General features: G+C 71.2%; 24 protein-coding genes. 12 read left to right on the top strand and 12 right to left on the bottom strand.

Going from position 1 to position 22,662, the window contains the following annotated elements:
• Positions 1-109: 109 nt before the first annotated feature.
• Complete coding sequence (locus NOO62_RS09530) at positions 110-496, top strand: DUF3099 domain-containing protein (RefSeq protein ID WP_268770448.1); 387 nt, start codon at positions 110-112, stop codon at positions 494-496.
• A gap of 189 nt (positions 497-685) precedes the next feature.
• Positions 686-910 (top strand): hypothetical protein, encoded by a 225-nt coding sequence (locus NOO62_RS09535; protein ID WP_268770449.1) that lies wholly within the window; start codon positions 686-688, stop codon positions 908-910.
• A 14-nt stretch (positions 911-924) separates the two neighbouring features.
• On the opposite strand, the gene moaA is transcribed toward NOO62_RS09535, so the two are convergent.
• The 3 genes from moaA to NOO62_RS09550 form a co-directional block, all read right to left on the bottom strand.
• The gene (gene moaA / locus NOO62_RS09540) at positions 925-1,932 is read right to left on the bottom strand and encodes a GTP 3',8-cyclase MoaA (protein WP_268770450.1); all 1,008 of its coding nucleotides are present in this window, start codon (positions 1,930-1,932) and stop codon (positions 925-927) included.
• Between the two features lie 172 nt (positions 1,933-2,104).
• The gene (locus tag NOO62_RS09545) at positions 2,105-3,742 is read right to left on the bottom strand and encodes a cation acetate symporter (protein WP_268770451.1); all 1,638 of its coding nucleotides are present in this window, start codon (positions 3,740-3,742) and stop codon (positions 2,105-2,107) included.
• A complete protein-coding gene (locus NOO62_RS09550; RefSeq protein WP_268770452.1) occupies positions 3,739-4,158 on the bottom strand; it encodes a DUF485 domain-containing protein in 420 nt (139 codons plus the stop codon). Before NOO62_RS09550 ends, NOO62_RS09545 begins: the two co-directional genes overlap by 4 nt.
• 352 nt (positions 4,159-4,510) lie before the next feature.
• Between NOO62_RS09550 and NOO62_RS09555 the strand changes: the two genes are divergently transcribed.
• The 4 genes from NOO62_RS09555 to NOO62_RS09570 all read left to right on the top strand — a co-directional run bounded on the left by NOO62_RS09555 (position 4,511) and on the right by NOO62_RS09570 (position 9,471).
• Positions 4,511-6,058 (top strand): S8 family peptidase, encoded by a 1,548-nt coding sequence (locus NOO62_RS09555; protein ID WP_268770453.1) that lies wholly within the window; start codon positions 4,511-4,513, stop codon positions 6,056-6,058.
• Between the two features lie 14 nt (positions 6,059-6,072).
• On the top strand, positions 6,073-7,650 hold the full coding sequence (locus tag NOO62_RS09560) for a S8 family peptidase (protein ID WP_268770454.1): 1,578 nt from the start codon (positions 6,073-6,075) through the stop codon (positions 7,648-7,650).
• An 82-nt stretch (positions 7,651-7,732) separates the two neighbouring features.
• Entirely contained in the window at positions 7,733-8,275 is a 543-nt protein-coding gene (locus NOO62_RS09565) for a hypothetical protein (protein WP_268770455.1), read from the top strand.
• A 131-nt stretch (positions 8,276-8,406) separates the two neighbouring features.
• The gene (locus tag NOO62_RS09570; RefSeq protein ID WP_268770456.1) at positions 8,407-9,471 is read left to right on the top strand and encodes a CopD family protein; all 1,065 of its coding nucleotides are present in this window, start codon (positions 8,407-8,409) and stop codon (positions 9,469-9,471) included.
• Here the strand turns inward: NOO62_RS09570 and NOO62_RS09575 are convergent.
• The 6 genes from NOO62_RS09575 to NOO62_RS09600 all read right to left on the bottom strand — a co-directional run bounded on the left by NOO62_RS09575 (position 9,378) and on the right by NOO62_RS09600 (position 15,426).
• Positions 9,378-10,097: a lysoplasmalogenase gene (locus tag NOO62_RS09575; RefSeq protein ID WP_268770457.1), complete on the bottom strand. Its 720-nt coding sequence runs from the start codon at positions 10,095-10,097 to the stop codon at positions 9,378-9,380. The two genes, NOO62_RS09570 and NOO62_RS09575, sit on opposite strands and share 94 nt — an antisense overlap.
• The gene (locus NOO62_RS09580) at positions 10,094-11,011 is read right to left on the bottom strand and encodes a sterol desaturase family protein (RefSeq protein ID WP_268770458.1); all 918 of its coding nucleotides are present in this window, start codon (positions 11,009-11,011) and stop codon (positions 10,094-10,096) included. The genes NOO62_RS09575 and NOO62_RS09580 overlap by 4 nt, the downstream gene beginning before the upstream one ends.
• Before the next feature lie 189 nt (positions 11,012-11,200).
• Positions 11,201-12,448, bottom strand: a complete 1,248-nt coding sequence (locus tag NOO62_RS09585; protein ID WP_268770459.1) for an amidohydrolase family protein — start codon at positions 12,446-12,448, stop codon at positions 11,201-11,203.
• Positions 12,445-13,728, bottom strand: a complete 1,284-nt coding sequence (locus NOO62_RS09590; RefSeq protein WP_268770460.1) for an amidohydrolase family protein — start codon at positions 13,726-13,728, stop codon at positions 12,445-12,447. Before NOO62_RS09590 ends, NOO62_RS09585 begins: the two co-directional genes overlap by 4 nt.
• Positions 13,729-13,751: 23 nt before the next feature.
• Positions 13,752-14,627 (bottom strand): SDR family NAD(P)-dependent oxidoreductase, encoded by an 876-nt coding sequence (locus NOO62_RS09595; protein WP_268770461.1) that lies wholly within the window; start codon positions 14,625-14,627, stop codon positions 13,752-13,754.
• 1 nt (position 14,628) lies between these two features.
• Positions 14,629-15,426: an acetoacetate decarboxylase family protein gene (locus tag NOO62_RS09600; protein ID WP_268770462.1), complete on the bottom strand. Its 798-nt coding sequence runs from the start codon at positions 15,424-15,426 to the stop codon at positions 14,629-14,631.
• A gap of 82 nt (positions 15,427-15,508) precedes the next feature.
• Between NOO62_RS09600 and NOO62_RS09605 the strand changes: the two genes are divergently transcribed.
• The 6 genes from NOO62_RS09605 (at position 15,509) to NOO62_RS09630 (ending at position 21,033) form a co-directional block, all read left to right on the top strand.
• A complete protein-coding gene (locus tag NOO62_RS09605) occupies positions 15,509-16,144 on the top strand; it encodes a TetR/AcrR family transcriptional regulator (protein ID WP_268770463.1) in 636 nt (211 codons plus the stop codon).
• A 31-nt stretch (positions 16,145-16,175) separates the two neighbouring features.
• Complete coding sequence (locus NOO62_RS09610) at positions 16,176-17,171, top strand: DEDDh family exonuclease (RefSeq protein ID WP_268770464.1); 996 nt, start codon at positions 16,176-16,178, stop codon at positions 17,169-17,171.
• Between the two features lie 103 nt (positions 17,172-17,274).
• On the top strand, positions 17,275-17,508 hold the full coding sequence (locus NOO62_RS09615; protein WP_079074822.1) for a hypothetical protein: 234 nt from the start codon (positions 17,275-17,277) through the stop codon (positions 17,506-17,508).
• Positions 17,509-17,578: 70 nt separating this feature from the next.
• The gene (locus NOO62_RS09620; RefSeq protein WP_268770465.1) at positions 17,579-18,370 is read left to right on the top strand and encodes an SURF1 family protein; all 792 of its coding nucleotides are present in this window, start codon (positions 17,579-17,581) and stop codon (positions 18,368-18,370) included.
• Between the two features lie 124 nt (positions 18,371-18,494).
• Entirely contained in the window at positions 18,495-20,273 is a 1,779-nt protein-coding gene (locus NOO62_RS09625) for a glycoside hydrolase family 15 protein (protein WP_414930975.1), read from the top strand.
• A 4-nt stretch (positions 20,274-20,277) separates the two neighbouring features.
• A complete protein-coding gene (locus tag NOO62_RS09630; RefSeq protein WP_268770467.1) occupies positions 20,278-21,033 on the top strand; it encodes an SDR family oxidoreductase in 756 nt (251 codons plus the stop codon).
• Positions 21,034-21,066: 33 nt separating this feature from the next.
• On the opposite strand, the gene amaP is transcribed toward NOO62_RS09630, so the two are convergent.
• The 3 genes from amaP to NOO62_RS09645 are packed head-to-tail and all read right to left on the bottom strand — an operon-like array spanning position 21,067 to position 22,660.
• A complete protein-coding gene (amaP, locus tag NOO62_RS09635) occupies positions 21,067-21,654 on the bottom strand; it encodes an alkaline shock response membrane anchor protein AmaP (RefSeq protein WP_268770468.1) in 588 nt (195 codons plus the stop codon).
• Positions 21,651-22,319, bottom strand: a complete 669-nt coding sequence (locus tag NOO62_RS09640) for a DUF6286 domain-containing protein (RefSeq protein ID WP_268770469.1) — start codon at positions 22,317-22,319, stop codon at positions 21,651-21,653. Before NOO62_RS09640 ends, amaP begins: the two co-directional genes overlap by 4 nt.
• The gene (locus NOO62_RS09645; protein ID WP_268770470.1) at positions 22,316-22,660 is read right to left on the bottom strand and encodes an Asp23/Gls24 family envelope stress response protein; all 345 of its coding nucleotides are present in this window, start codon (positions 22,658-22,660) and stop codon (positions 22,316-22,318) included. The genes NOO62_RS09640 and NOO62_RS09645 overlap by 4 nt, the downstream gene beginning before the upstream one ends.
• Positions 22,661-22,662 lie beyond the last annotated feature (2 nt).

Genomic DNA, 22,662 nt, shown 5'->3' on the forward strand with positions numbered 1-22,662 from the left:
GGCTGCCCCGGTCTCGTAGGCGGCGCAGCCGCGGCGTAACGTTGGACGGGTCGGGCCAGGGGTGGATACCAGGGAGAGTCCGGCACAGCCGACAGGGCGGTGGAACGTGATGCGGAAGCAGAGCAGCGGCCAGGTCTTCCGGATCACGGGGGCCCGGCAGGGTCTCGCGGAGGACGTGCGGGGCAGGCAGCGCCGTTATGTGATCTCGATGTCGGTGCGCACCGTGTCGGTGGTGGCCGCGGCGGTGCTATGGAACGTCGAGCGACACGTCGCGCTCGTCGCACTGGTGCTCGGCATCCTCCTGCCGTACGTCTCCGTCGTGATCGCCAACGCCGGGCGGGAGACGCCGCCTTCGCTGCCGTCGACGTTCGTACCCGCTCCTTCTCGGCCAATGCTGGCGCCGCCCGCCGCGGCCGCCGCCGCGGAATCCGTCCCGGAAGATCCCCCGGGGCCCGCGTACGACCAGCGGCGCGACGCGGCGACCGAACCGAGCTGACCGTCGACGTTGCGCCAAGCTCAAGAAAACCTCAGATCAATCATGTAGTTCCGGTGCCAGTAGCCGGGTCCCCCATGACATACTTCGTACGCGCTCCGCATCCCCCGTCGGAGCGACAGACCGACGCCGGGCAGCTCCCCCCGTGGCTGCTCGGCGTCGCCTTGTTTGAAGCACTTTTTGGACGCGCCTGTGAGTGACGAAAAGCCGATCTGTTCCGCCAAGGGCTGCCGCGTCGACGCGGTCTGGGTGCTCGCCTGGAACAACCCGAAGATCCACACCCCGGAGCGCCGCAAGACGTGGCTCGCGTGCGACGAGCACCGCGAACACCTCTCCCAGTTCCTGGGTGTACGCGGGTTCCTGAAGGACGTCGTCGAGCTGACGGAGTGGCAGGCGCGCGAAGCCGCCGACGGCTAGGGCCTGTGTTCCAGTCAGCCGCCGATCGCCGACATCGGGCGGTCCGGCTGGAGGAACGTCGGGTCGTCCAGGCCCGAGCCCGCCTTCTTGCCCCACATGGCGACCTTCCAGATGCGGGCTATGGCCTCGTCCGAGCCGTCCGTGCTGTCCTCGGGGGCCGCGCGGAGTGCTGCGCGCAGGTCGGTTTCCTCGGTGGCGAAGAGGCAGGTGCGGACCTGGCCGTCGGCGGTCAGGCGGGTGCGGTCGCAGGCCGAGCAGAACGGGCGGGTGACGGAGGCGATGACGCCGACGCGGTGCGGGCCGCCGTCCACGACCCAGCGCTCGGCGGGGGCCGAACCGCGCTCCGTGGAGCCCTCTTCGGTGAGTTCGAAGCGGGTGCGCAGGGACGTCAGGATGTCACCCGCGGTGATCATGCCGTCGCGCTTCCAGCCGTGCTGGGCGTCCAGGGGCATCTGCTCGATGAACCGGAGTTCGTAGTCGTTCTCGACGGCCCAGGCCAGCAGGTCGGGGGCCTCGTCGTCGTTCAGACCCGGCATGAGGACGGTGTTGACCTTGACCGGGGTGAGGCCCGCGTCGCGGGCGGCTTCGAGGCCTTCGAGGACGTCCTTGTGGCGGTCGCGGCGGGTGAGCGTCTTGAAGACGTCGGGGCGCAGCGTGTCCAGCGAGACGTTGACCCGGTCGAGGCCCGCGGCCTTGAGGGCCTTCGCGGTGCGCTTCAGGCCGATGCCGTTCGTCGTCAGGGACATCTTCGGGCGGGGCTCCAGCTGGGCGCAGCGCTCGACGATGCCGACGAGTCCGGGGCGGAGCAGGGGCTCGCCGCCGGTGAAGCGGACCTCCTTGATGCCCAGCTGGGTGACGGCGATGCGCACGAGCCGCACGATCTCGTCGTCCGTGAGCAGGTCCGGCTTGGCCAGCCACTGCAGGCCTTCTTCCGGCATGCAGTACGTGCAGCGCAGATTGCAGCGGTCGGTCAGTGAAACGCGCAGGTCAGTGGCTACACGGCCAAAGGTGTCGATGAGCACTGCGGCCCCCTCCCCGGCGGTTGGATGTTCTGGGTCCTCTGCTTTCGACCTTACGCGACGCCTCTGACATCCTCATGGGCCATTTGCCACGAGGAACGGCACGGCCGCGTCGTAGGACTCTACGACGCGGCCGCTACGAACGTGTGAACAAGGCCCGGTCAATCGGTTCGGATCAGTGGGCTCCGACGCCCGTGAGGGACTTGACCTCCAGCTCCGCGTACTTGCCCTTGTCCGGCTCCTCCTTGGAGAGGACCGAGCCGAGCCAGCCGAGCGCGAAGCCCAGCGGGATGGAGATGAGGCCCGGGTTCTCCAGCGGGAAGAAGTCGAAGTTCGCATCGGGGAACATCGAGGAGGGCTTGCCGGAGACGACCGGTGAGAACAGCACCAGGCCGACCGCGGCGACGAGGCCTCCGTAGATGGACCAGAGGGCGCCCTGGGTGGTGAACCTCTTCCAGAACAGGCTGTAGAGGATCGTCGGCAGGTTGGCGGATGCCGCGACCGCGAAGGCGAGGGCGACCAGTCCTGCCACGTTGAGGTCGCGGGCCAGTGCTCCCAGCGCGATGGAGACGATGCCGATGAACACGGTCGACCAGCGGGCCGCCTTCATCTCCTCCTTCTCCGTGGCCTTGCCCTTGCGGATGACGTTCGCGTAGATGTCGTGCGCGAACGAGGACGACGAGGCGAGGGTGAGGCCCGCGACGACCGCGAGGATCGTGGCGAAGGCGACCGCGGAGATCACCGCGAGCAGGAGCGCGCCGCCGGTCGAGTCGCCACCGCCGCCGATCTCCATGGCGGCGAGCGGTGCCGCCGTGTTGCCCGCCTTGTTGGAGGCGATGATCTCGCCGGGCTTGAGCAGGGCGGCGGCGCCGAAGCCGAGGACGATCGTCATCAGGTAGAAGGCGCCGATGATGCCGATCGCCCAGTTCACGGACTTACGGGCGGCCTTTGCCGTGGGCACCGTGTAGAAGCGGATGAGGATGTGCGGCAGTCCCGCGGTGCCGAGGACCAGGGCGATGCCGAGCGAGATGAAGTCCAGCTTCGAGGTGCCGGAGACGCCGTACTTGAGGCCGGGCTCCAGGAACGCCGAGCCCTTGCCGCTGTTGGAGGCGGCCGTGCCGAGCAGGTCTGAGACGTTGAAGTCGAACTTCAGGAGGATGAGGAAGGTGATGAGGATGGTGCCGGTGATGAGCAGGACGGCTTTGACCATCTGCACCCAGGTGGTGCCCTTCATGCCGCCGATGGTGACGTAGACGATCATCAGGACGCCGACGAGGGCGACGATGAGGATCTTGCCGGCGTCACTGGTGATGCCGAGCAGCAGCGAGACGAGTACGCCCGCGCCCGCCATCTGCGCGAGCAGGTAGAAGATCGACACGACGATGGTGGAGGTGCCCGCGGCGGTACGGACCGGGCGCTGGCGCATGCGGTACGCGAGGACGTCGCCCATCGTGTAGCGCCCGGAGTTGCGCAGCGGTTCGGCGACCAGGAGGAGCGCCACCAGCCAGGCGACCAGGAAGCCGATGGAGTAGAGGAACCCGTCGTAGCCGAAGAGGGCGATGGCGCCCGCGATGCCGAGGAAGGACGCGGCGGACATGTAGTCGCCGGAGATCGCGAGGCCGTTCTGGAAGCCGGTGAACTGGCGGCCGCCCGCGTAGAAGTCGGCGGCGCTCTTGGTCTGCCGGCCCGCCCAGACGGTGATGAAGAGGGTCGCGACGACAAAGGCCGCGAAGAGGCTGATGATCAGCGTCCGGTGCTCGGAGGCGTCGGACGCGGCCGCCAGCTCGATGACGGTGGGGTGCGCGGGGCTCATGCGTCGCCCTCCAGGCGGGTCTGCGTACGGTCCACGGAGCTCCGCGGGCCGTGCTCCATGCGGGACCTGATCGCCTCGGCCTTCGGGTCGAGCTTCGAGGCGGCGTGGCGCGAGTAGAACCAGGCGATGAGGAACGTGGTCAGGAACTGCCCGAGGCCGAGGACCAGGGCGACGTTGATGTTGCCGAAGAGCTTGGTGCCCATGAAGTCGCCCGCGTAGTTGGAGAGCAGGACGTACACGAGGTACCAGGCGATGAAGGCGATGGTGAGCGGGAAGGCGAACGAGCGGTGCGCGGTGCGCAGTTCACCGAATTCCACGCTCTCCTGCACCTCGGTGAACTCCTCCGTGGAGGGCGCGTGGGGAGCGGGTTCTTTTCCTGCGCCACCCTTCGAAGGGGGCGGTGCGTCGGTGGCCACGGAGTCTCCTCGTGGTGCGGGTGCGGTGGGGACGGACAGTTGTTCCATGGGCTCGCTGATCTCGCATTCGGCGTGACGCGGATCACGTGAGCCACGGATGGCGATGCTAAGGCCATGGGACGTGATCCGACAGGGGTTGATGTTGCTTCCGTTGCCTGCTCAACGTCCCCGCGGCGCGTCCGACGTGGTCGAACTCCCCCATTTCTTCAGCAAGTCATTGCTGGCCTGGGGGTTTCAGGGTTAGCTTCACCCTGAACCACCCGTCATGTACCTGCCCGAGCACCAGTCGTGTTCGGGCAGTTCCGTATGCGATTCCGTATGCGGTTCCGTCTCCGGATGATGTGGAGATCCCATGGCTCATCTGCGTTCCAGACGTCGCACGGCACTGATCGTGCCGCTCGGCCTCGCGCTCGCCGCCTCGGTCGGTTTCGTGCCCGGCGCCGCGACCGCGGCCCCGAACGAGTCGCCCGCCCCGGTGTCGGCGAAGGCCGCGGAGGACGCCCCCGTCTTCGCGTACGTCGTCAACACCCGTACCGACCGCAAGACGCTCGCGTACGTCAAGAAGGCGATCGCCAGGGCCGGTGGCTCCGTCGTCGTCACGCACGAGAAGATCGGCGTCATCGTCGCGCACTCGTCGAATCCGGAGTTCGGCGAGCACATACGTAAGGTCCGCGGTGTCCAGTCCGCGGGCGCGACCCACACCTCGCCCCTGAAGGCCGCGGGCACCACGGACGACGGCAAGGCGAAGCTGCTCTCCAAGTCCGAGGCGAAGGCCCTGAAGCGGAGCGCCGCCCCCGGCGCCGAGCCGATGGAGGCCGACCAGTGGGACCTGCGCGCGATAGACGCCGACAAGGCCGCGAAGATCAACCCGGGCAGCAAGAAGGTCACCGTCGCCGTGATCGACACCGGCGTCGACGACACCCACCCCGACCTCTCGGCCAACTTCTCGGCGTCGCAGTCGGCGAGCTGTGTCGGCGGCAAGGCGGACACCTCGGCGGGTGCCTGGCGCCCGTCCTCGAAGGACAGCTACCACGGCACGCACGTCGCCGGTGAGATCGCCGCCGCGCGCAACGGCGTCGGCGTCGCGGGCGTGGCGCCCGGCGTGAAGATCTCCGCCATCAGGGTCGCCGACCCGGTCGACGAGCTGTTCTACCCGGAGAACGTGGTCTGCGCCTTCGTGTTCGCCGCCGAGCACGGCGTCGAGATCACCAACAACAGCTACTACGTGGACCCGTGGCTGTACAACTGCAAGGACGACCCGGACCAGAGGGCGATCCTCGACGCGGTCAACCGCGCCCAGCTGTACGGGCAGAAGAAGGGCACCCTGCACGTCGCCTCCGCGGGCAACTCCAACCACGACCTGGACTCCGACGCGATCGTCGACGACTCCAGCCCGGACGACTCCACTCCGGTGACCCGCACCATCGACCCGCACGAGTGCCTCGACGTGCCGACCCAGCTGCCGGGCGTCGTCACCACCAGCGCGACGGGCGTCAAGGACCTGAAGTCGATCTACTCCAGCTACGGCAAGGGCGTCGTCGACATCGCGGCCCCGGGCGGCGACAAGTGGCAGATCCCGTCGGACACCCCGTCGAAGAACGGCCGCATCCTCTCCACCATGCCGGGCGGCGAGTACGGCTGGCTGCAGGGCACCTCGATGGCCGCGCCGCACGCCTCGGGCGTCGCCGCGCTCATCAAGTCGACGCACCCCAAGGCGAGCCCGGCCGAGGTGCAGCGGCTCCTGAAGAAGCAGGCCGACCGGCTGGAGTGCCCGTCGGGTCCGTACGACCCCGACGGTGACGGCGACGCCGACGCGGTCTGCCAGAGCGGCGGCAAGCACGACAACAGCTTCTACGGCAGCGGTCTCGTCGACGCGCTCGACGCCGTGAAGAAGAAGTGACGGGGAGAGAGAACGTGCACAAGTCCCACATATCGGCCACGGCCTTCCTGCGCTCCCGCCGCGCACTGGCCCTGCCGCTCGGCGTCGCGCTGGTCTCGGCCGTCGCCTTCCTGCCGGGCACTGCCTCGGCCAGGCCCGCGGGGATCCCGGACGCTCCGGCCTCGGTGTCGCAGGCCCTGGGGTTGCCGACCGCGGACGCCGCGTCGATGAGCTACGTGGTGAACGTCCGCCCCGGCAAGGGGAGCGCGGAGCGCGCGAAGAAGGCCATCGCCAAGGCCGGCGGTGACGTCGTCATCGCGTACGACCGGATCGGCGTCATCGTCGTCCACTCGGACAACCCCGACTTCGCGAAGACGATGCGCAAGGTCAAGGGCGTCGACTCGGCGGGCGCGACGCGGACGGCCCCGCTCTCGGCGCAGGCCGACGACGCCCTGGAGTCGGAGCGGCCGCTGACCGCCCAGGAGGCGAAGGCCGCCGCGGGCAAGGCGACGGCGGGCCAGGACGAGCTCGAGCCCCTCCAGTGGGACCTGCCCGCCATGAAGGCGGACAAGGCGCACGAGATCTCGCTCGGCAGCCGCAAGGTCACGGTCGGCGTGCTCGACTCCGGGGTCGACGACACGCACCCCGACATCGCGCCGAACTTCGACCGCGGGGCCTCCGCGAGCTGCCTGGGCGGCGTACCCGTCCAGAAGGGCGACGCGTGGCGTCCGGTGGCCGGGGAGAGCGACCACGGCATGCACGTGGCGGGCACCATCGCCGCCGCGAAGAACGGCACCGGCGTCACCGGTGTCGCGCCGGGCGTGAAGGTCGCGAGCCTGAAGGTGGCCGAGCCGGCGACCGGCATGTACTACACGGAGGCCGTCGTCTGCGGCTTCGTGTGGGCGGCCGACCACGGCGTCGACGTCACCAACAGCAGCTACTACACCGACCCGTGGCTGTTCAACTGCAAGACCGACGCCGACCAGAAGGCGCTGGTCGACGCGGTCGGGCGGGCCTCGAAGTACGCGGAGCGCAAGGGCGCGGTGAACGTCGCGGCCGCGGGCAACGCGAAGACCGACCTCGCCCAGGACGAGATCCTCGACGATTCGAGCCCCGACGACACCACTCCGGTGCCGCGGACCATCAAGACCAAGGACTGTCTCGACCTTCCGTCGCAGCTGCCCGGCGTCGTGACGGTCTCGGCCACCGGCGCGAAGGGCATCAAGTCGTCGTACTCGAACTACGGCAACGGCGTCGTCGACATCACGGCTCCGGGAGGCGACTCCACGAAGTACCAGGCGCCGAACGCGCCGGCCGTCGACGGCCGCATCCTGTCGACGCTGCCCGGCGGCAAGTTCGGCTACAAGGCCGGTACGTCGATGGCGTCGCCGCACGCCGCGGGCGTGGCCGCGCTGCTGAAGTCGACGCATCCGCACGCCTCGGCGGCGCGCATCAAGGCGCTGCTCTACCGCCAGGCGGACGCGATGGCCTGCACGAAGCCGTACGACTACGACGGTGACGGCAAGGCCGACGCGGTCTGCGAGGGCGGCCGGAACAAGAACGGCTTCTACGGCGTGGGCATGGCCGACGCGCTGGACGCCGTGCGCAAGTAACACCGTCACGCGGTGAGGTGGGGCCGGGCGGCTTGGGGGCCGCCCGGCCCTTTCCTGTCGGCCCACGAGAGGATTTCGTGTCATGTACGAGTACAAGAACTCCGAGTTCGTCGTCTCCGGCACGGAGCACTGGGTGGCGTGGCCGGTCCGCCCCCGGTGGCAGCTGGTGGCCCGGTTCGTCGGCACGGTGGTGCTCCTGCCGTTCTGGGCCGTCCTCGGGGTCGCGATCTTCGCAGGCACCCTCGCCATCGGCCTCGTCTCCGAGGTGATCTCGGCGGTGAGCTCGTCGTACGAGAAGGCCTTCGACCGGTTCATGGACAAGGCGCTGGGCCGCGTCTTCACGCTGCCCCGCTGGTGCGTGCTCTGGTCCGAGATGCGGTACGAGGGGGACGCGGCGCACTACCGCGCGGAGGTCGACAAGCTCATCGCCAAGTGGACGGCCAGGGCGACGGCCCCGAGTGTGCCCAACAAGTCGCGGCCGATCTCCGAGTGCGAGATCCCGCGCCGCGCCTACCGGGGATGCGGCGGGCACTACGTCGTCCGGACGGCGACCGCCGAGGGGTGGGAGCTGCGGCCCTCGGAGCCGGAGAAGTCGGTCAGGCTGTGGTGGTCGGCGAGCAGTTGAGCCCGGTCGGGTTTCGGGTGGATCGGTAGGGACTCCGGTAGAGATGAGTGACTCGGTCCGATCGGAACGGCTTTGCACCAGTTGTCCCCCAGGACTTGCCCATCGCCGGAAGCCCTGGTGAAGATCATGTGGTGAGCTCCATAGGACCGTCCGTCGACCCCGGAGGCGATGCCGCGACCGGCGTACCGGCCACTGCCGCCACCGTCCCCGTCTCGCACCGCGCCCCGCGCCGCCGCCCCTCCGTCGGCCACGCCGTCGCCGTGTTCGTCCTCGTGGCCGTCGCCGCGCTGATCCCCCTGCTCGGCCCGTCGGCGGCGCTGCACGACACCGGTGAGGCCCGGGCGCCCGGCACGGGTGGGATCACGTTCCTGCGGACGGTGCTGTTCGCGGCGCTGTGCGTGCAGTTGGGCGAGGTGTTCGCCACGCGGCTCGCGCGCCGGGTCCCGGGGGCGCCGCCCGACCGGGCGCCGGGCAGTTGGTCGGCTTACGCGGCGTGGGCGGGGTGCGTGGCCGCGCTGGGGCTCGCGGCGATCGTGGCGAACGGGAACCTGGTCCCGCAGGAGCTCTCGGACCTGGACATCGGCCGCCTCTACGACACCCGGGACGGGCGTCTCGCCCTCCTTGAGGTCAACGCGTTCATCGTGGCCGCACTGTGTGCGCGTTCCCGGCGCCCGGCGTGGGCGGCGCTCCCCCTGGGCGCGGTGATCGTCGCGGAGGCGTTGCGGGCCCATCCTCCGGTGGAGGACTCCCCGCTCCTCGGCAGCGGTCTCACGCTCGTCCACCTCACCTGCGGCGCGCTGTGGGCGGGCGGGCTGCTGTACGTCCTGCGCATCCTGCGCCGGTGGCGGACGTCCTCTCCGGAGAAGGCCGTCGCGGTACTGGGGCTCTACGCGCGCGTGGCCGCCGTCCTGTTCGCCGCGATCACGGCGACCGGGGTGTGCAGCACGCTGCGCAGGATGCCTGCGGGCACGGTCGTCGACCAGCTCACCGGAACGGCCTACGGCCGCACCCTGCTCGCCAAGGTGCTGCTCGTCCTGGTCGTGGCGGTGCTCGCGGTCCTTGCCCGCCGTCGCCTGCGCACCGCCGCGGACCGCGCCTCCGCCTACGTTCCCGCGCGTGGTGAGGTGATCGCGCTGGGCGTCGTCGTAGTGCTTTCGGCGCTGCTCACCGCGGTGCCGGTACCGATTCGCTGGTGAGCCGTCAGCACCCCTTCGGCCAGCAAAAACTGCGCTGCGATGTACGTGACCATGATCGCGAAGTCGGGCCGGGGCAGCTGTGGCCACTCGGCGACGCCGGTCGCGATCAGCGTGTCCGAGAGCAGGAACAGCGCCCCTCCCGCGGCCGCCACGGGCCCGAGCGTCGTGGCGCCGAACGCCATGGCGGTGAGCAGCAGGCTGTAGCCCGCGACGGGCCCGCGCATGTCGGCGGGCAGGTCGGACCAGAGCAGCGCGACGGTGCCGATGAGCGCGACCGCGTACGCGGCCACGAGACCCACCCCACGCGCGCGGGGCGCCCGTGCTCCGTACCGCTTGAAGAGCACGAGGTAGCAGACGTGCCCCGCGGCGAAGGAGCCCATCCCCGCGAGGAAGGCGGGCTCGGCGTCGGAGAGCAGGAAGGTGTCGCCGCCCCAGCCGAAGAGAAGGGCGGCGATCAGCGGTCGGGGCCCGTTCCGCAGGGCGACGTACGCCGCGAGGAGCGGCATGAGCAGCGGCTTGCAGACGGCGTGGCCGGGCTCGAAGTCCGCGAGGAGCGCGAGGAGGTCACCGAGCGCGGCGGCACCGAAGGCGCCGAGGACCGTGCGGGGTGCGGGGCGTCGCGTCACGCGGCGCGCTCCGGGACGGGGGTGTCGGAGGCGGGCACGACGGCGGCCGGGGACGGCTCGGGGGCGGCGGGCGCCGCGGGGGCCGCGGGCTGCCATCCGGGGCCCCTGAAGACGCGTCCGGCCCGTTCGCGCCAACCGGTGGCCGCTTTCAGGTCCCTGGCGATGGCGGCGTACTCGTGGGTCGCCACGCGCAGCGGGTTGTACGTGTGGATGTTCTTCGTGAGCCCGTACACGGGCCGGTCGGTCTCGGCGACCCAGGAGCCGAACACGCGGTCCCAGATGATGAGGATGCCGCCGAAGTTGCGGTCGAGGTAGCCGCCCTGGGACGCGTGGTGCACGCGGTGGTGCGAGGGCGTGTTGAAGACGTACTCGATGGGCCGCGGCAGCTTCCCGATGCGCTCGGTGTGGATCCAGAACTGGTAGACCAGGTTGGCCGACGAACAGAACGCGAGCGCCGCCGGGTGGACGCCGAGGGCGATCAGCGGCAGGTAGAACGGCCACACCGTGAGGCTCGTCCAGGGCTGGCGCAGCGCGGTGGTGAGGTTGAACTTCTCACTGGAGTGGTGCACCACGTGGCAGGCCCACAGGACGCGGATCACGTGGTGGCCTCGGTGGGACCAGTAGTAGAAGAAGTCCTGCGCGAGAAGCATCAGCGGGATCGTCCACCACAGGATGGGCACGCTCAGCGGGGTCAGCGCGTAGACGCCCGAGTAGATCGCGACGATGGGGATCTTCCACAGCAAGTCGAAGACGAGACTGCCGAGCCCCATGGTGATGCTGGTCGCGGCGTCCTTGGTCTCGTACCCGGCGGCATCGTCGTCGGGATGGATCCGGTGGCTCACGATCTCGACGACGGTGAGCAGCACGAAGGCCGGGATGGACCACAGCACGACATCGGGCAGGTTCGGGGACATGCAGGCACCGTAGAACGGCTATTCGCCCACGACTAGGGGTTGTTACCGACAAGTATTACCGGCGGTACGAGGGTGGATGTTGGTGATCCTCACCAAAGATCCCGCCTCAAACGGGCGTGCTGGCGGGCGGGGGGCACCCCGAACCCCCTGCCCGCTCACCGACCGCGCCCGCTCACCGACCGCCGCCGCTCACCAGACCCGCACCGCCCCTCCCGTCGCGAACACCGGACTCGTCGCGCCCGCGGGTGCCTCCTTGAGGGGTTCGTCCAGTTCTCCGGCCGTCGGGCCCACGCGCGCGGCGATCCGCCCGAGCCGTTCCAGGTCGAAGCCGTAGACGCGGGCCGCGTTGCCGCCGACCATGGCGGTGATCTCGTCCCTGGGGAGGCCGGCGTAGGCGGTGCGCAGGCCCTCGCGTGAGTGGGGGTACGTGCCCTCGTCGTGCGGGTAGTCGCTGCCCCACATGATCTTGTCGAGGCCGATGCGGTCGCGCAGGGCCGCCTCGTGGGGGCGCATGAAGCTCGCGCCGACGAAGCAGTTGTCCCGCCACACTTCGGAGGGGCCCTTGCCCATCGCGTCGGCGAGGCCCGCGCCGAACTTGGACTCGGCGGTCTCCGCCGTGTCCGCGCCGCCCGCCCGCCGCGCCGCGGCGACCAGCCGCCCGTGGTAGTAGTCCAGCATGTCGAGCACCCCGGGGATCCAGCCCGAGCCCTGCTCGGTGAGGACCAGTTTGAGCTCCGGGTGGCGGCGGAAGGCTCCGCCGAAGGCCAGGTGCCACAGCGCGCGGTGCGAGAACCACGTCGTCTCGACCATGAACACCGCGCGGGCGGCCGGTTCCTCGCCGAGCGGCGGCGACGCCGAGCCCGCGTGGTGGTTGACGGGTACGCCCAGCTCCGCGCAGGCCGCCCAGATCGGGTCGTAGGTTGAGGAGTAGAGCTCGGGCAGGCCTGAGCCGGGCGGGGTGCCGGGCAGCATGAGGCCGCCTGTCAGGCCCGCCTCCACGGAACGGTGGATCTCTTCGACGGCCCGGTCGACGTCGTTGAGGAGGATCTGGAAGACGCCCGCCCTGCGCCCGGGCGCGGCCGCGCAGAAGTCCGCCAGCCAGCGGTTGTGGGCGCGCAGGCCGGCCCAGCGCTGCTCGAACTCCTCGCGGGTCGGCGCCGGTGCCATGAGGGACGCCGAGGGGAAGAACGGCGGGATGGTGTTGGGGAAGACGACCTCGGCGACGATGCCGTCCGCTTCGAGCTCGGCGACCCGGCGGTCGGAGTTCCAGTTGCGGTCGGCGGTGTCGGCGAGGAGGTCCTCGTACGGGTTGACGTAGGTGGCCGCCCACGTGTCGAACGCGTCGTGGTGGCGCGACTCCAAGTACGGCCTGTAGTCCAGGAGATCGGCGCCCGCGTGGCAGTCCGCGGAGATGACGGTGTAGCGGTCCTCGGTCATCGGGTCACCCCCAGCATCGGGAAGTCGTGGTCGGTCAGCCAGTGGCGGCCCACCTCGCGCGAGCGGGCCCAGGACGCCTCGACGGACGTCTGGTCGGCGTCCTGGCCGAGGTCGGCGGGTGTCGGGCCGATGCGGTGGGCCAGCGGCGCGAGAGCCGCCGTGTCGAAGCCGAAGACCTCGGCGGCGGCGAGCCCCAGCATGCGGCGGCTCTCCGCCACGGGGATGTCGTGGAAGGTCTTGCGCAGCCACGCGCGTGTGTCGGGCCAGGTGCCCTCGGGGTGCGGGAAGTCGCTGCCCCACAGGATGTTGTCGACGCCGATCTCGTAGCGCTGGGCGAGCTCGCGCCGCTTGGTGTTGGTGGCGCAGACGAAGAGCTGCCGGTCCAGGTACTCGTGCGGCGGCCGCTTGAGCTCCTCGAACGGGGAGAGCTTCTTGCCGCCGTGCGCGCCCAGGTAGAGGCGGTCCATGAACCAGAGGAGGTTCGGCAGCCACCAGCAGCCGGACTCGGCGACGCCGAACCGCAGCCCCGGGTGGCGTTCGAAGACGCCGGACCAGAGCATGAACCACAGGGGGCGGGCGGGCCACCAGGTCACTTCGGAGACGTAGATCCCGAGGTGGTCGCCGTACTCGTGGCGGGGCGCCGCTCCGGAGTGGGTGACCACGGGCATCGCGCACTCGGCCGCCGCCGCCCACACGGGGTCGTAGCGCCGGTCGTGGTAGGGCGCCTTGTCGACCCACATGGAGGGGATCATCAGCGCGCCGAGCCCCGACTCCTTGGCGCGGTGGACCTCGGCGACGACGCGGTCGACGTCTCCGGTGACGGGCAACAGGGCGACACCGCAGTGCCGTTCGGGATGCTCGGAGACGAAGTCGGCAAGCCAGCGGTTGTGGGCCTGGGCGCCCGCCATGCCGAGCTCGGGGTCCTGGTCGCCGGAGAGGCCGAGGCCGACTCCGAAGGGCGCGGCGGTGCGGCTGTCGACGGCGTCCGCGTCGGGGAAGACCACCTCGGCGGCCACCCCGTCGCCGTCCAGCTCCTTGAGGCGCTGTGCGGCGTCCCAGCCGCCGCGCAGGCCCTCTTCGTTGTCCTGGAACCACTTGGCGGCGAAGGCGTCGTTGCGGATGCCGAGGCGGGTGGCCTCCTCGCGGCGGGCGCCGCGCTCGCCGAGGAAGTCGTCGAAGTCTCGGTGGAAGCGGCGGTCGAGGTAGGGCCGGTACTCCTCGGTGGGGAGTCCGGCGTGGCAGTCGGAGGAGATGATCAGGTACGGGTCCTGAGCGCTCATCTGCTGAGCCCCCTTCGGTCCAGTCAGTCGAGGATGAAGTTCTCGAGGTACGCCGGGTCGGCGCGGTCGAGCATCGAGCGCGACCTCGCCGTGATCTGCCGGTCGCTGTGCTCGCTCTCCGGGAGCAGCCAGAAGCGGTCGGCCGTGATGCCCTCGGCCACGAAGTCCGCGACCTGTTCGACGGGCGTGAACTCGATCTCCTCCTTCATGGCGGTCTCCCACTGGTCGAGGCTGCGGTAAGGGGTCCTGCGGGGGCGGGACTTGGCGTACCGGCCGGGCCGGTTGCGGTGGGACTCCCACAGGCCGGTGCGGAGCATGTGCGGGCCGGGGAAGAGCACGGAGGCGCCCACGCGCGCGTGCTCCGCCTTCAAGTGGGCGTACAGCGATTCGGTCACCGTGACGACGGCGGCCTTGGTGACCGCGTACACGGAGGCGGTGGGCAGCGGCGCGATGCCGCCGTCGCCGGACGAGGTGTTCACGACGTGCCCCGGCTCGCCGCACGCGAGCATGCGGGGCACGAAGGCCTGGATGCCGTGGAAGACGCCCCAGACGTTGACTTCGAAGGCCCACTTCCAGTCGTTCGGGTCGTGCTCCCACATGCGCCCCTCGGCGCCGGAACCGACCCCCGCGTTGTTGCACAGCACATGGACGGCGCCGAACTTGTCGTACGCCTCCTCGGCGAGGGCGAAGACCTGCTCGCGCACCCCGACGTCCACCACGCGCGCGTGCACCGTCGCACCGTCCTCCCTGAGGGAGGCGGACGCCTTCTCCAGGGCGCTCTCCTCGACGTCCGCGAGGACCACCTTCAGGCCGTCCGCCGCGAACCGGCGCGCCATCGCGAGCCCGATGCCGCTCGCCGCGCCCGTGACGACGGCGACCCGACCCGTGCGCAGCTCCATCTCAGGCGCTCCCCTCGGGCGGCCCGTCGAGGATCTGCGCGGGGTCGTCGTAGCGCTGGTGGATGTAGGGCAGCAGGGCCTGCGCGCTGACGCGCTCGACGACGCGGCCCTGCTGGTCAGTGGTCTTCTCGCCGATGGTGATCCCGACGAGGGAGCGCACCGGCAGGTCGGCCACCGGGTCGTACATCGACTCGCGCAGCACCACGTCCCCGGTGACGGCCTCCAGCTTGCGGACCTTCTCGTTCCGTACGCAGTGCACGAGGACGGGGTCCGCGTCGAAGCCCGAACCGTCCACCGCGGGCAGGAACTTGAAGTAGAAGTCGGTCTTCCGCGTCGGCTCGGGCAGCGGCAGGGCGCCGCTGACCGCGCCCCGCACCTCCACGAAGGCGATGCCGTGCCGGGCGAGGCGGGCCCGCACCACCAGGCCGTCCCGCTCGACCTCCACCTCGCCGAGCTTCTTCGGCTCCCCGAACACCTCGCGCCCGCCGATGAGGGCCCGCTCGTGGGTCATCGGCATCACCAGCGGGTACCAGCCCGCCACTCCCGCGTGCTCGGCGGCGACCGCGACCGAGCCCGCGCCCAGGGGGTAGCCCGGCAGGTCGACCTTGCTGATGTTCGCCCGCACCAGGGGCCGCCCGGTGGGCTTCAGCGGCGGCGGAAGGACCGCGGCGACCACGTCCGGGTCGCTCTCCCAGACGGCCACGACACCCGTGGACCAGATGTCGGGGAGTCTGGAACTCGCGGTGCGCGCGGCGGCGATCTCCGCCTCGTCACGTGCTCCGTAGCGAATGCGTGCCATGTCGTACCACCCTTCGTCGGCGCGGACCGGGGTCCGCGGGCGGGACTTGCGGCGGTTCTGTAACACAGTTACAACAGGACTCGTGAAGGGTAAAGAGACGCGCGCGCAGCTGAACCGGGCCGTCGTGCTCGACACCGCCGCGCACCTCGTCAAGCGGCACGGTCCGCAGGCCCTGACGATGCGGGCGCTCGCCGCCGAGCTCGGCACCGCCGTCACCTCCATCTACTGGCACGTCGGCAACCGCGAGTCGCTCCTGGACGCCCTGGTCGAGCGCACCCTCGACGACCTCGGCGAGATCCGCGCCTCCGGACGCACCCCCGTCCAGCGCGTCGCCTCCGTGGCCCGCGCCCTGCGCCGTCGGCTCCTCGACCACCCGCACCTCGTCGCGATGGTCCACGAACGCGGCCTGACGGAGCGGATGTTCCTGCCCGCCCAGCGCACGCTCGTCCACGAGGTCCACGAGGCGGGGCTGCGCGGGGTCCGCGCAGCCGAGGCCGTGCGCGCCGTCCAGGTCCACGTTGTCGGCCACGTCCTGGTCGAGCGGGCCCGCGAACGGGCGCCCGTGCAGCGGCCGGGCGAGGAGGAGTTGTGGACGGCGCAGGCGGCGGAGGAGGACGACGCGCTCGCCCGCGCCCTTGCGGAGCCCGTCGATCCGGAGGCGGTTTTCGCCACCTCGGTCAGGGCTCTGGTGGCCGGGCTTCTCGGACCGGCGCCCTGACTGTCGGTCGCGGCCCGTATCCTCATGGACCATGCTCGAAGACCACACGACCGCAGCGTCCGCAGTGCCCTGGCCGGCCGCGTATCCAACGGGATACGCGGTCGTCGACGTGGAGACCACCGGCCTGGCCCGCGACGACCGCATAGTGTCGGCCGCCGTCTACCGCGTGAGCGCCCAGGGCGACATCGAGGACCACTGGTACACGCTGGTGAACCCCCAGCGCGACCCGGGTCCCGTCTGGATCCACGGGCTCACCAGCGAGATGCTCGCGGACGCCCCGCTCTTCAAGGACGTCGCCGAGGAGTTCGCGGCCCGGCTCGACGGCCGCGTCCTCGTCGCGCACAACGCCGTCTTCGACTGGTCGATGATCGCGAGGGAGTACGCGCGCGCGGAGCGCACGGCCCCCGTCCGTCAACGCCTGTGCACCATCGCGCTCTCCAAGGAGCTCGCGCTCCCGCTGCCCAACCACAAGCTGGAGTCCCTGGCCGCGCACTTCGGCGTCGAGCAGCGCCACGCGCACAACGCCCTGGACGACGCGCGCGTGCTCGCCGAGGCGTTCCGCCCCAGCCTGCTGGCGGCGGCCGGTGGCAACGTCCGCCTGCCGCTCCTGGAGTGCAGGCCGCTCACCGAGTGGTCGGACGGCGCGCCCCGCATCGTCCGCCAGTCGACGGGACCGACGCCCGCCTCGTCGTACCGGCCCGGAAGTTGGCGCCCCTCGCGCAAGCGTCCGCCGTGCCCGTACCCGAACCCGGGGCGTTACGAACCGGGCAAAGCACTCAAGCAGGGCATGCGGGTCGCGTTCTCCGGAGACACCTCCGTGGAGCGTGAACTCCTGGAGGACCGCGCGGTGGAAGCCGGGCTGCACATCGCGTCGAGTGTGTCGCGCCTCACGAGCCTGCTCGTCACGAACGACCCGGACTCCGGCACCTCCAAGACGGTCAAGGCCCGCTCGTTCGGCACGCCCGTGATCGACGAGGCGGCGTTCGGACAGCTCCTCCAGGACGTGACGCCCGCCACGGAGTCGTAGAAGCCCGCCTTGAGAACCCTCGCAGGCGTCAGACGGGTGATTGCCGCACGACTCGCCCGCCGACCGCTCGCCCGCACCGCCACGGCGTCCCACCCTGTGGCGCATGGCACGTTGCGAGGTCTGCGGAAACGACTACGGCATGTCCTTCGAAGTGCACGCCCAAGGGGCGGTGCACGTCTTCGACAGCTTCTCCTGCGCCATCCACCGCATGGCGCCCATCTGCGAGCACTGCCGGTGCCGCATCATCGGCCAGGGCGTCGAGGCGGAGGGGCACTGGTACTGCGGCGCCCACTGCTCGCGCGCGGAGGGGCGGGTGGGCATCGTCGACCGAGTGTGATCACGGTGTTTCCGGCCCTCGTCGGGACCCACCCGACGAGGGCCCGACCGTGCCGGGGTACCGTCAATGCGTGTACCGCTTCCTGTTGTCCCGGCAGTGGGTGATCCTCACCCTCATCGCCCTCGTTCTCATCCCCGTGATGGTCGAGCTCGGCTTCTGGCAGCTGCACCGCCACGAGAACCGTGTCGCGCAGAACCAGCGGATCACCGACGCGCTGAACGCCGACCCGGTCCCGGCCGAGAAGCTCACGTCGCCCGGCCACGAGGTGCCCAAGGAGGACCTGTACCGCCGGGTGAGCGCCGAGGGGACGTTCGACACGGAGCACGAGGTCGTCGTGCGGCGCCGCACCAACTCCGACGACGCGGTCGGCTTCCACGTCCTGACGCCGTTCGTCCTCGGCGACGGCAAGGTCCTGCTCGTCAACCGCGGCTGGATCCCCGCCGACGGCCCGCAGACCGCCTTCCCGAAGATCCCCGCGCCCCCCAAGGGCGAGATCACCGTCACCGGCCGCCTCATGGCCGACGAGACGTCCGCGGCCAGCGGCATCAAGGACGTCCGCGGCCTTCCGGACCGTCAGATCATGCTGATCAGCAGCGGGCAGCAGGCCGACGCCCTCGGCAAGGAGGTCCTCGGCGGATACGTCGAGCAGTCCGCGCCCGAGGCCGCTGACGGCTCCCCCGAGCTGATCGGCGAACCCGACCACAGCAGCATCGGCCCGCACATGGCGTACGCGGTCCAGTGGTGGCTGTTCGCCTCGGGCGTCCCGGTCGGCTGGGTGGTCCTGGTCCGCAGGGAGCGGCGCGACCGCGCGGCGGCCGCCGAGGCCGCCACCACCGAGGAAGCGACACCGGCCGCCGTATAGGGCCCGTGCCGGACGTCCCGCATTCGCCCGATTGACGGGGCCCCACTCCGGGAAACCGTCATCCGTGTCCCGCCACATCGAAGACCTCGCGCCCGCCACCGACCTCCCGCCCGCCGAAGAGCTCGTGCCCATCGAGGACCTCGCGCTCATCGGCGACCACCAGACCGCCGCCCTCGTCGGCAGGGACGGCTCCATCGGATGGCTCTGCCTGCCCCGCTTCGACTCACCCGCCTGCTTCGCCGCACTGCTCGGCGACGAGGAGAACGGGCACTGGCGCATAGCGCCCAAGGACGCCGGGGCCTGCACCCGCCGCGCCTACCGTCCCGACTCCCTCGTCCTCGACTCGGAGTGGGACACCGAGGAGGGGACCGTCCGTGTCACGGACTTCATGCCGCAGCGCGACCGCGCCCCCGACGTCATCCGCATCGTCGAGGGCCTCAAGGGCCGCGTCACCGTGCGCAGCACGCTCCGGCTCCGGTTCGACTACGGCTCGGTCGTGCCCTGGATGCGCCAGAAGGACGGCCACCGCGTCGCCGTGGCGGGCCCCGACTCCGTCTGGCTGCGCAGCGAGCCGTCCGTACACACCTGGGGCCACGCCTTCGGCACGCACTCCGAGTTCACCGTCGAGGAGGGCGAGAAGGTCGCCTTCGTCCTCACCTGGCACCCCTCGCACGAGCCGCGCCCCTCGCTCGTCGACCCGTACGAGTCGCTGGAGCACAGCCTGGAGGACTGGCGTGCCTGGACGTCCCTCTGCCACTACGACGGGCCGCACCGGGACGCGGTGATCCGTTCCCTCATCACCCTCAAGGCCCTCACGTACGCCCCGACCGGCGGCATCGTCGCCGCCCCCACCACCTCGCTGCCCGAGGAACCCGGCGGCGTGCGCAACTGGGACTACCGCTTCTGCTGGCTGCGCGACTCCACCCTCACCCTGGGCGCGCTGCTCGCCGCGGGCTTCTCGGAGGAGGCCGAGGCGTGGCGCGACTGGCTGCTGCGCGCCGTCGCGGGCAACCCGGCGGACCTGCAGATCGTGTACGGCCTCTCCGGGGAGCGCCGATTGCCGGAGTACGAGGTTCCGTGGCTGTCCGGGTACGCGGACTCCGCCCCCGTCCGCATCGGCAACGAAGCGGTCGAACAGCTGCAGCTCGACGTGTACGGAGAGGTCGTCGACTCCCTCGCCCTCGCCGACCGGTCGGGTCTCGCCACGCCTCCGCACGCCTGGCACCTCCAGCTGTCCCTGCTCGAATTCCTGCACAAGAAGTGGCGGGAGCCCGACCAGGGCCTGTGGGAGGTGCGCGGCCCGCGACGGCACTTCGTGTACTCGAAGGTGATGGTCTGGGTCGCCGCCGACCGCACGGTGCGCGCCCTGGAGGAGAACCCGAAGCTCCGCGGCGACGTCGACCGGTGGCGGAAGCTGCGGGACGAGGTGCACCGCGAGGTCTGTGAGCGCGGCTACGACCCGGAGCGCAACACGTTCACGCAGTCCTACGGTTCCGCCGAACTGGACGCGTCGCTGCTGCTCATACCGCGTGTGGGGTTCCTGCCGCCCGACGACCCGCGCGTCATCGGCACCATCGACGCGGTCCACGCCGAGCTCGGCCACGGCGGACTCCTGCGCCGCTACACCGCCGACCAGAAGGACATCGACGGCCTGCCGGGGCAGGAGGGCGTCTTCGTCGTCTGCTCGTTCTGGCTGGCGGACGCGCTGCACATGACGGGCCGGACGAAGGAGGCACGCGAGCTGTTCGAGCGCCTGCTCGCGCTCCGCAACGACGTGGGGCTGATCGCCGAGGAGTACGACCCGACGTCCCGCCGTCAGCTGGGCAACTTCCCGCAGGCATTCAGCCACATCGGCCTGGTGAATACCGCCCTCGCGCTCTACGGGCAGGACGCGGGAGGATAGGGCCATGGATCTTGGACTGGAAAACCGTGTCTACGTAGTCACCGGCGCCACCCGTGGCCTCGGCAACGCCACCGCCCGCGAGCTCGTCGCGGACGGCGCGAAGGTCGTGGTCACGGGCCGACAGCAGAAGACGGTCGACGAAGCGGCCGCCGAGCTCGGCCCGAACGCGGTGGGTGTCGTCGCGGACAACGCGGAGCCGGACTCCGCCGCCGCGCTCGTCGCCGCCGCCCGTGAGCACTTCGGCCGCTTCGACGGCGTGCTGATCAGCGTCGGCGGGCCCGCGCCCGGCTTCGTCGCGGACAACACCGACGAGCAGTGGCAGGCGGCGTTCGAGTCGGTCTTCCTCGGCGCGGTGCGCCTGGCCAGGACCGCGGCCGCGGAGCTCGGCGAGGGCGGCGTCATCGGCTTCGTGCTCTCCGGGTCGGTGTACGAGCCGATCGCGGGCCTGACGATCTCGAACGGTCTGCGGCCGGGGCTCGCCGGGTTCGCCAAGTCCCTCGCGGACGAGCTCGGCCCGCGCGGCATCCGGGTGGTCGGCGTGCTGCCCGGCCGGATCGGCACGGACCGCATGCGTCAGCTCGACGGTCTCTCCCCCGACCCGGAGGCCACCCGCGCCGCCAACGAGGCGGGCATTCCCCTGCGGCGCTACGGCACCCCGCAGGAGTTCGGCCGCACCGCGGCGTTCCTGCTCTCGCCCGCGGCGTCGTACCTCACGGGAATCATGGTGCCGGTGGACGGCGGTTCACGCGCCGGGTTCTGAGGGCAGGGCTGCGCGGGCTGTACGGACCGCGGCTCAACTCACCCGTTCCGCCCCGTGCTTGGCGGCGCGCAGCCGGACCGTGGTCGGCAGGCTCGCGAGGCCCGCCGAGTCGCGGGCCCGGTCGAGCGTGTCGGCGGAGAGCCGGTGCAGCGCCTCGGCCGGGGTGGCGTGGGGGGCCAGGGTGAGGTCCACGCGCGCCTGCGGTGTGCCGCGGCGGCCGGTGAGGACGGCCTGGGCCCGGTCGACGCCGTCCAGCGCCTCGGCCTCGCCGGCCAGGACGTTCTCCATGGCCCGGCCGCGCAGCAGCGCGCCCTCGCCGTCCCCGGTCTCCACCAGGACCTCGGCGAGGCGGCGCCTGCGCAGCTGGGCGGAGAGCCACCACAGCGCGAGCAGGACGAGCACCGCCAAGGCGGCGATGACCGTGGGCCAGAACCATCCGTCGTCCCGCCACCGCGCCCGGTCGGCGGCGCTGACCAGCACGTCGTGCCGGCCGTCGTGGATCCACCAGGAGGGCGGGGACGCGCCGAGTCCGACGGTGAGCACGGAGCCGCCGAGGACGAGCAGGACGAGCCCGGCCAGAGCCAGGACGACGCGGTTGACCGTACGCAGCACGCCGCTCACCCCTTCCTGCCGGGCCGGGCCACGTGGACGGAGAGTCCGGGGGCGCGGGCGAGGCCCAGATCGTGGATGCCGTCGGCGAGTGCCGCGTCCAGGTCGCCGCGTACGTCGTCGAGTTCACGGAAGTGGGACACGGCGCGCACGTCGACCTTGGAGCGCTTCATGCGGACCCGCACGGACTGCACGCCGGGCACGTCCATGGCCCGGTCGCGCAGGACCATCGCCGCGGCGCCGCGGTACAGGCCGCCGCGTACGTCGGAGTGGGTGCGGCGCATCGGCAGGATGCCGCGCTGCCCGGGGGTCGACGCGAGCACGAGGAGCCAGAGGCCCAGGAGGGCGGCGACCGCGGCCCCGGCGAGCACCGCGGTGTCGTCGAGGGGTCGCCTGCCGAGCTGGTGGGCCAGTTCGCGCCGCCAGTGCATGGCGGGGTGGTCGGCCCGGACGGCGACGATGTCGTAGAGCAGCAGTCCCGCGGCGCCGAGGACCACCAGGGCGAGGAGGGCGGCGGGCACCCGGCGCGGTGACCAGAACCGGGAGGCCTTCTCCTCGTCGTCGGAGAACGTGGGCAGCGGGTCGTACACCGTCGCGGACGCCGACTGGCGCAGCTCGCCATCCGACTGTTCGACGACCGGCAGCGGCTGGGTGCCGCCCCCGTGGGGTTCACTCATCGTGTCCTCCCCTGTGCCGCGGCGCGTACCTGCGCGGAGTGCAGCCGCTCCACCTGAACGGCCACCTCGGGTACGTCCATCCCCGCCAACGCCTCTACCCGTTCGGTGACATGGCGACGCACCGCGCCGCACTGCCCGCCGATGTCGCAGGGGTACTCCAGCTCCAGGCTGACGCGGATGCGGGCCGCCTCGTGGTGGACGGAGACCGTGGCTCGGGGCGGCGGTCCGTCGGCCGGGACCGCGTCCACCGCCTCACGTGCCGCCCTCGCGGCGATCTTCGCGACGACCCGGTCGGCGATCCGGGTCGCGCCGCGCTCCCGGGGCGCGACCTGTGCCGCCACCG

The sequence above is a fragment of the Streptomyces sp. Je 1-369 genome (assembly GCF_026810505.1).
Classification (GTDB): domain Bacteria; phylum Actinomycetota; class Actinomycetes; order Streptomycetales; family Streptomycetaceae; genus Streptomyces.

Excerpts from the sequence above, each read along its gene's own strand:
- NOO62_RS09530 (WP_268770448.1), top strand. The coding sequence starts at position 110 with ATGCGGAAGCAGAGCAGCGGCCAGGTCTTCCGGATCACGGGGGCCCGG.
- NOO62_RS09545 (WP_268770451.1), bottom strand. The coding sequence starts at position 3,742 with ATGAGCCCCGCGCACCCCACCGTCATCGAGCTGGCGGCCGCGTCCGAC.
- NOO62_RS09555 (WP_268770453.1), top strand. The coding sequence starts at position 4,511 with ATGGCTCATCTGCGTTCCAGACGTCGCACGGCACTGATCGTGCCGCTC.
- NOO62_RS09565 (WP_268770455.1), top strand. The coding sequence starts at position 7,733 with ATGTACGAGTACAAGAACTCCGAGTTCGTCGTCTCCGGCACGGAGCAC.
- NOO62_RS09580 (WP_268770458.1), bottom strand. The coding sequence starts at position 11,011 with ATGTCCCCGAACCTGCCCGATGTCGTGCTGTGGTCCATCCCGGCCTTC.
- NOO62_RS09585 (WP_268770459.1), bottom strand. The coding sequence starts at position 12,448 with ATGACCGAGGACCGCTACACCGTCATCTCCGCGGACTGCCACGCGGGC.
- NOO62_RS09590 (WP_268770460.1), bottom strand. The coding sequence starts at position 13,728 with ATGAGCGCTCAGGACCCGTACCTGATCATCTCCTCCGACTGCCACGCC.
- NOO62_RS09595 (WP_268770461.1), bottom strand. The coding sequence starts at position 14,627 with ATGGAGCTGCGCACGGGTCGGGTCGCCGTCGTCACGGGCGCGGCGAGC.
- NOO62_RS09600 (WP_268770462.1), bottom strand. The coding sequence starts at position 15,426 with ATGGCACGCATTCGCTACGGAGCACGTGACGAGGCGGAGATCGCCGCC.
- NOO62_RS09610 (WP_268770464.1), top strand. The coding sequence starts at position 16,176 with ATGCTCGAAGACCACACGACCGCAGCGTCCGCAGTGCCCTGGCCGGCC.
- NOO62_RS09615 (WP_079074822.1), top strand. The coding sequence starts at position 17,275 with ATGGCACGTTGCGAGGTCTGCGGAAACGACTACGGCATGTCCTTCGAA.
- NOO62_RS09630 (WP_268770467.1), top strand. The coding sequence starts at position 20,278 with ATGGATCTTGGACTGGAAAACCGTGTCTACGTAGTCACCGGCGCCACC.
- NOO62_RS09640 (WP_268770469.1), bottom strand. The coding sequence starts at position 22,319 with ATGAGTGAACCCCACGGGGGCGGCACCCAGCCGCTGCCGGTCGTCGAA.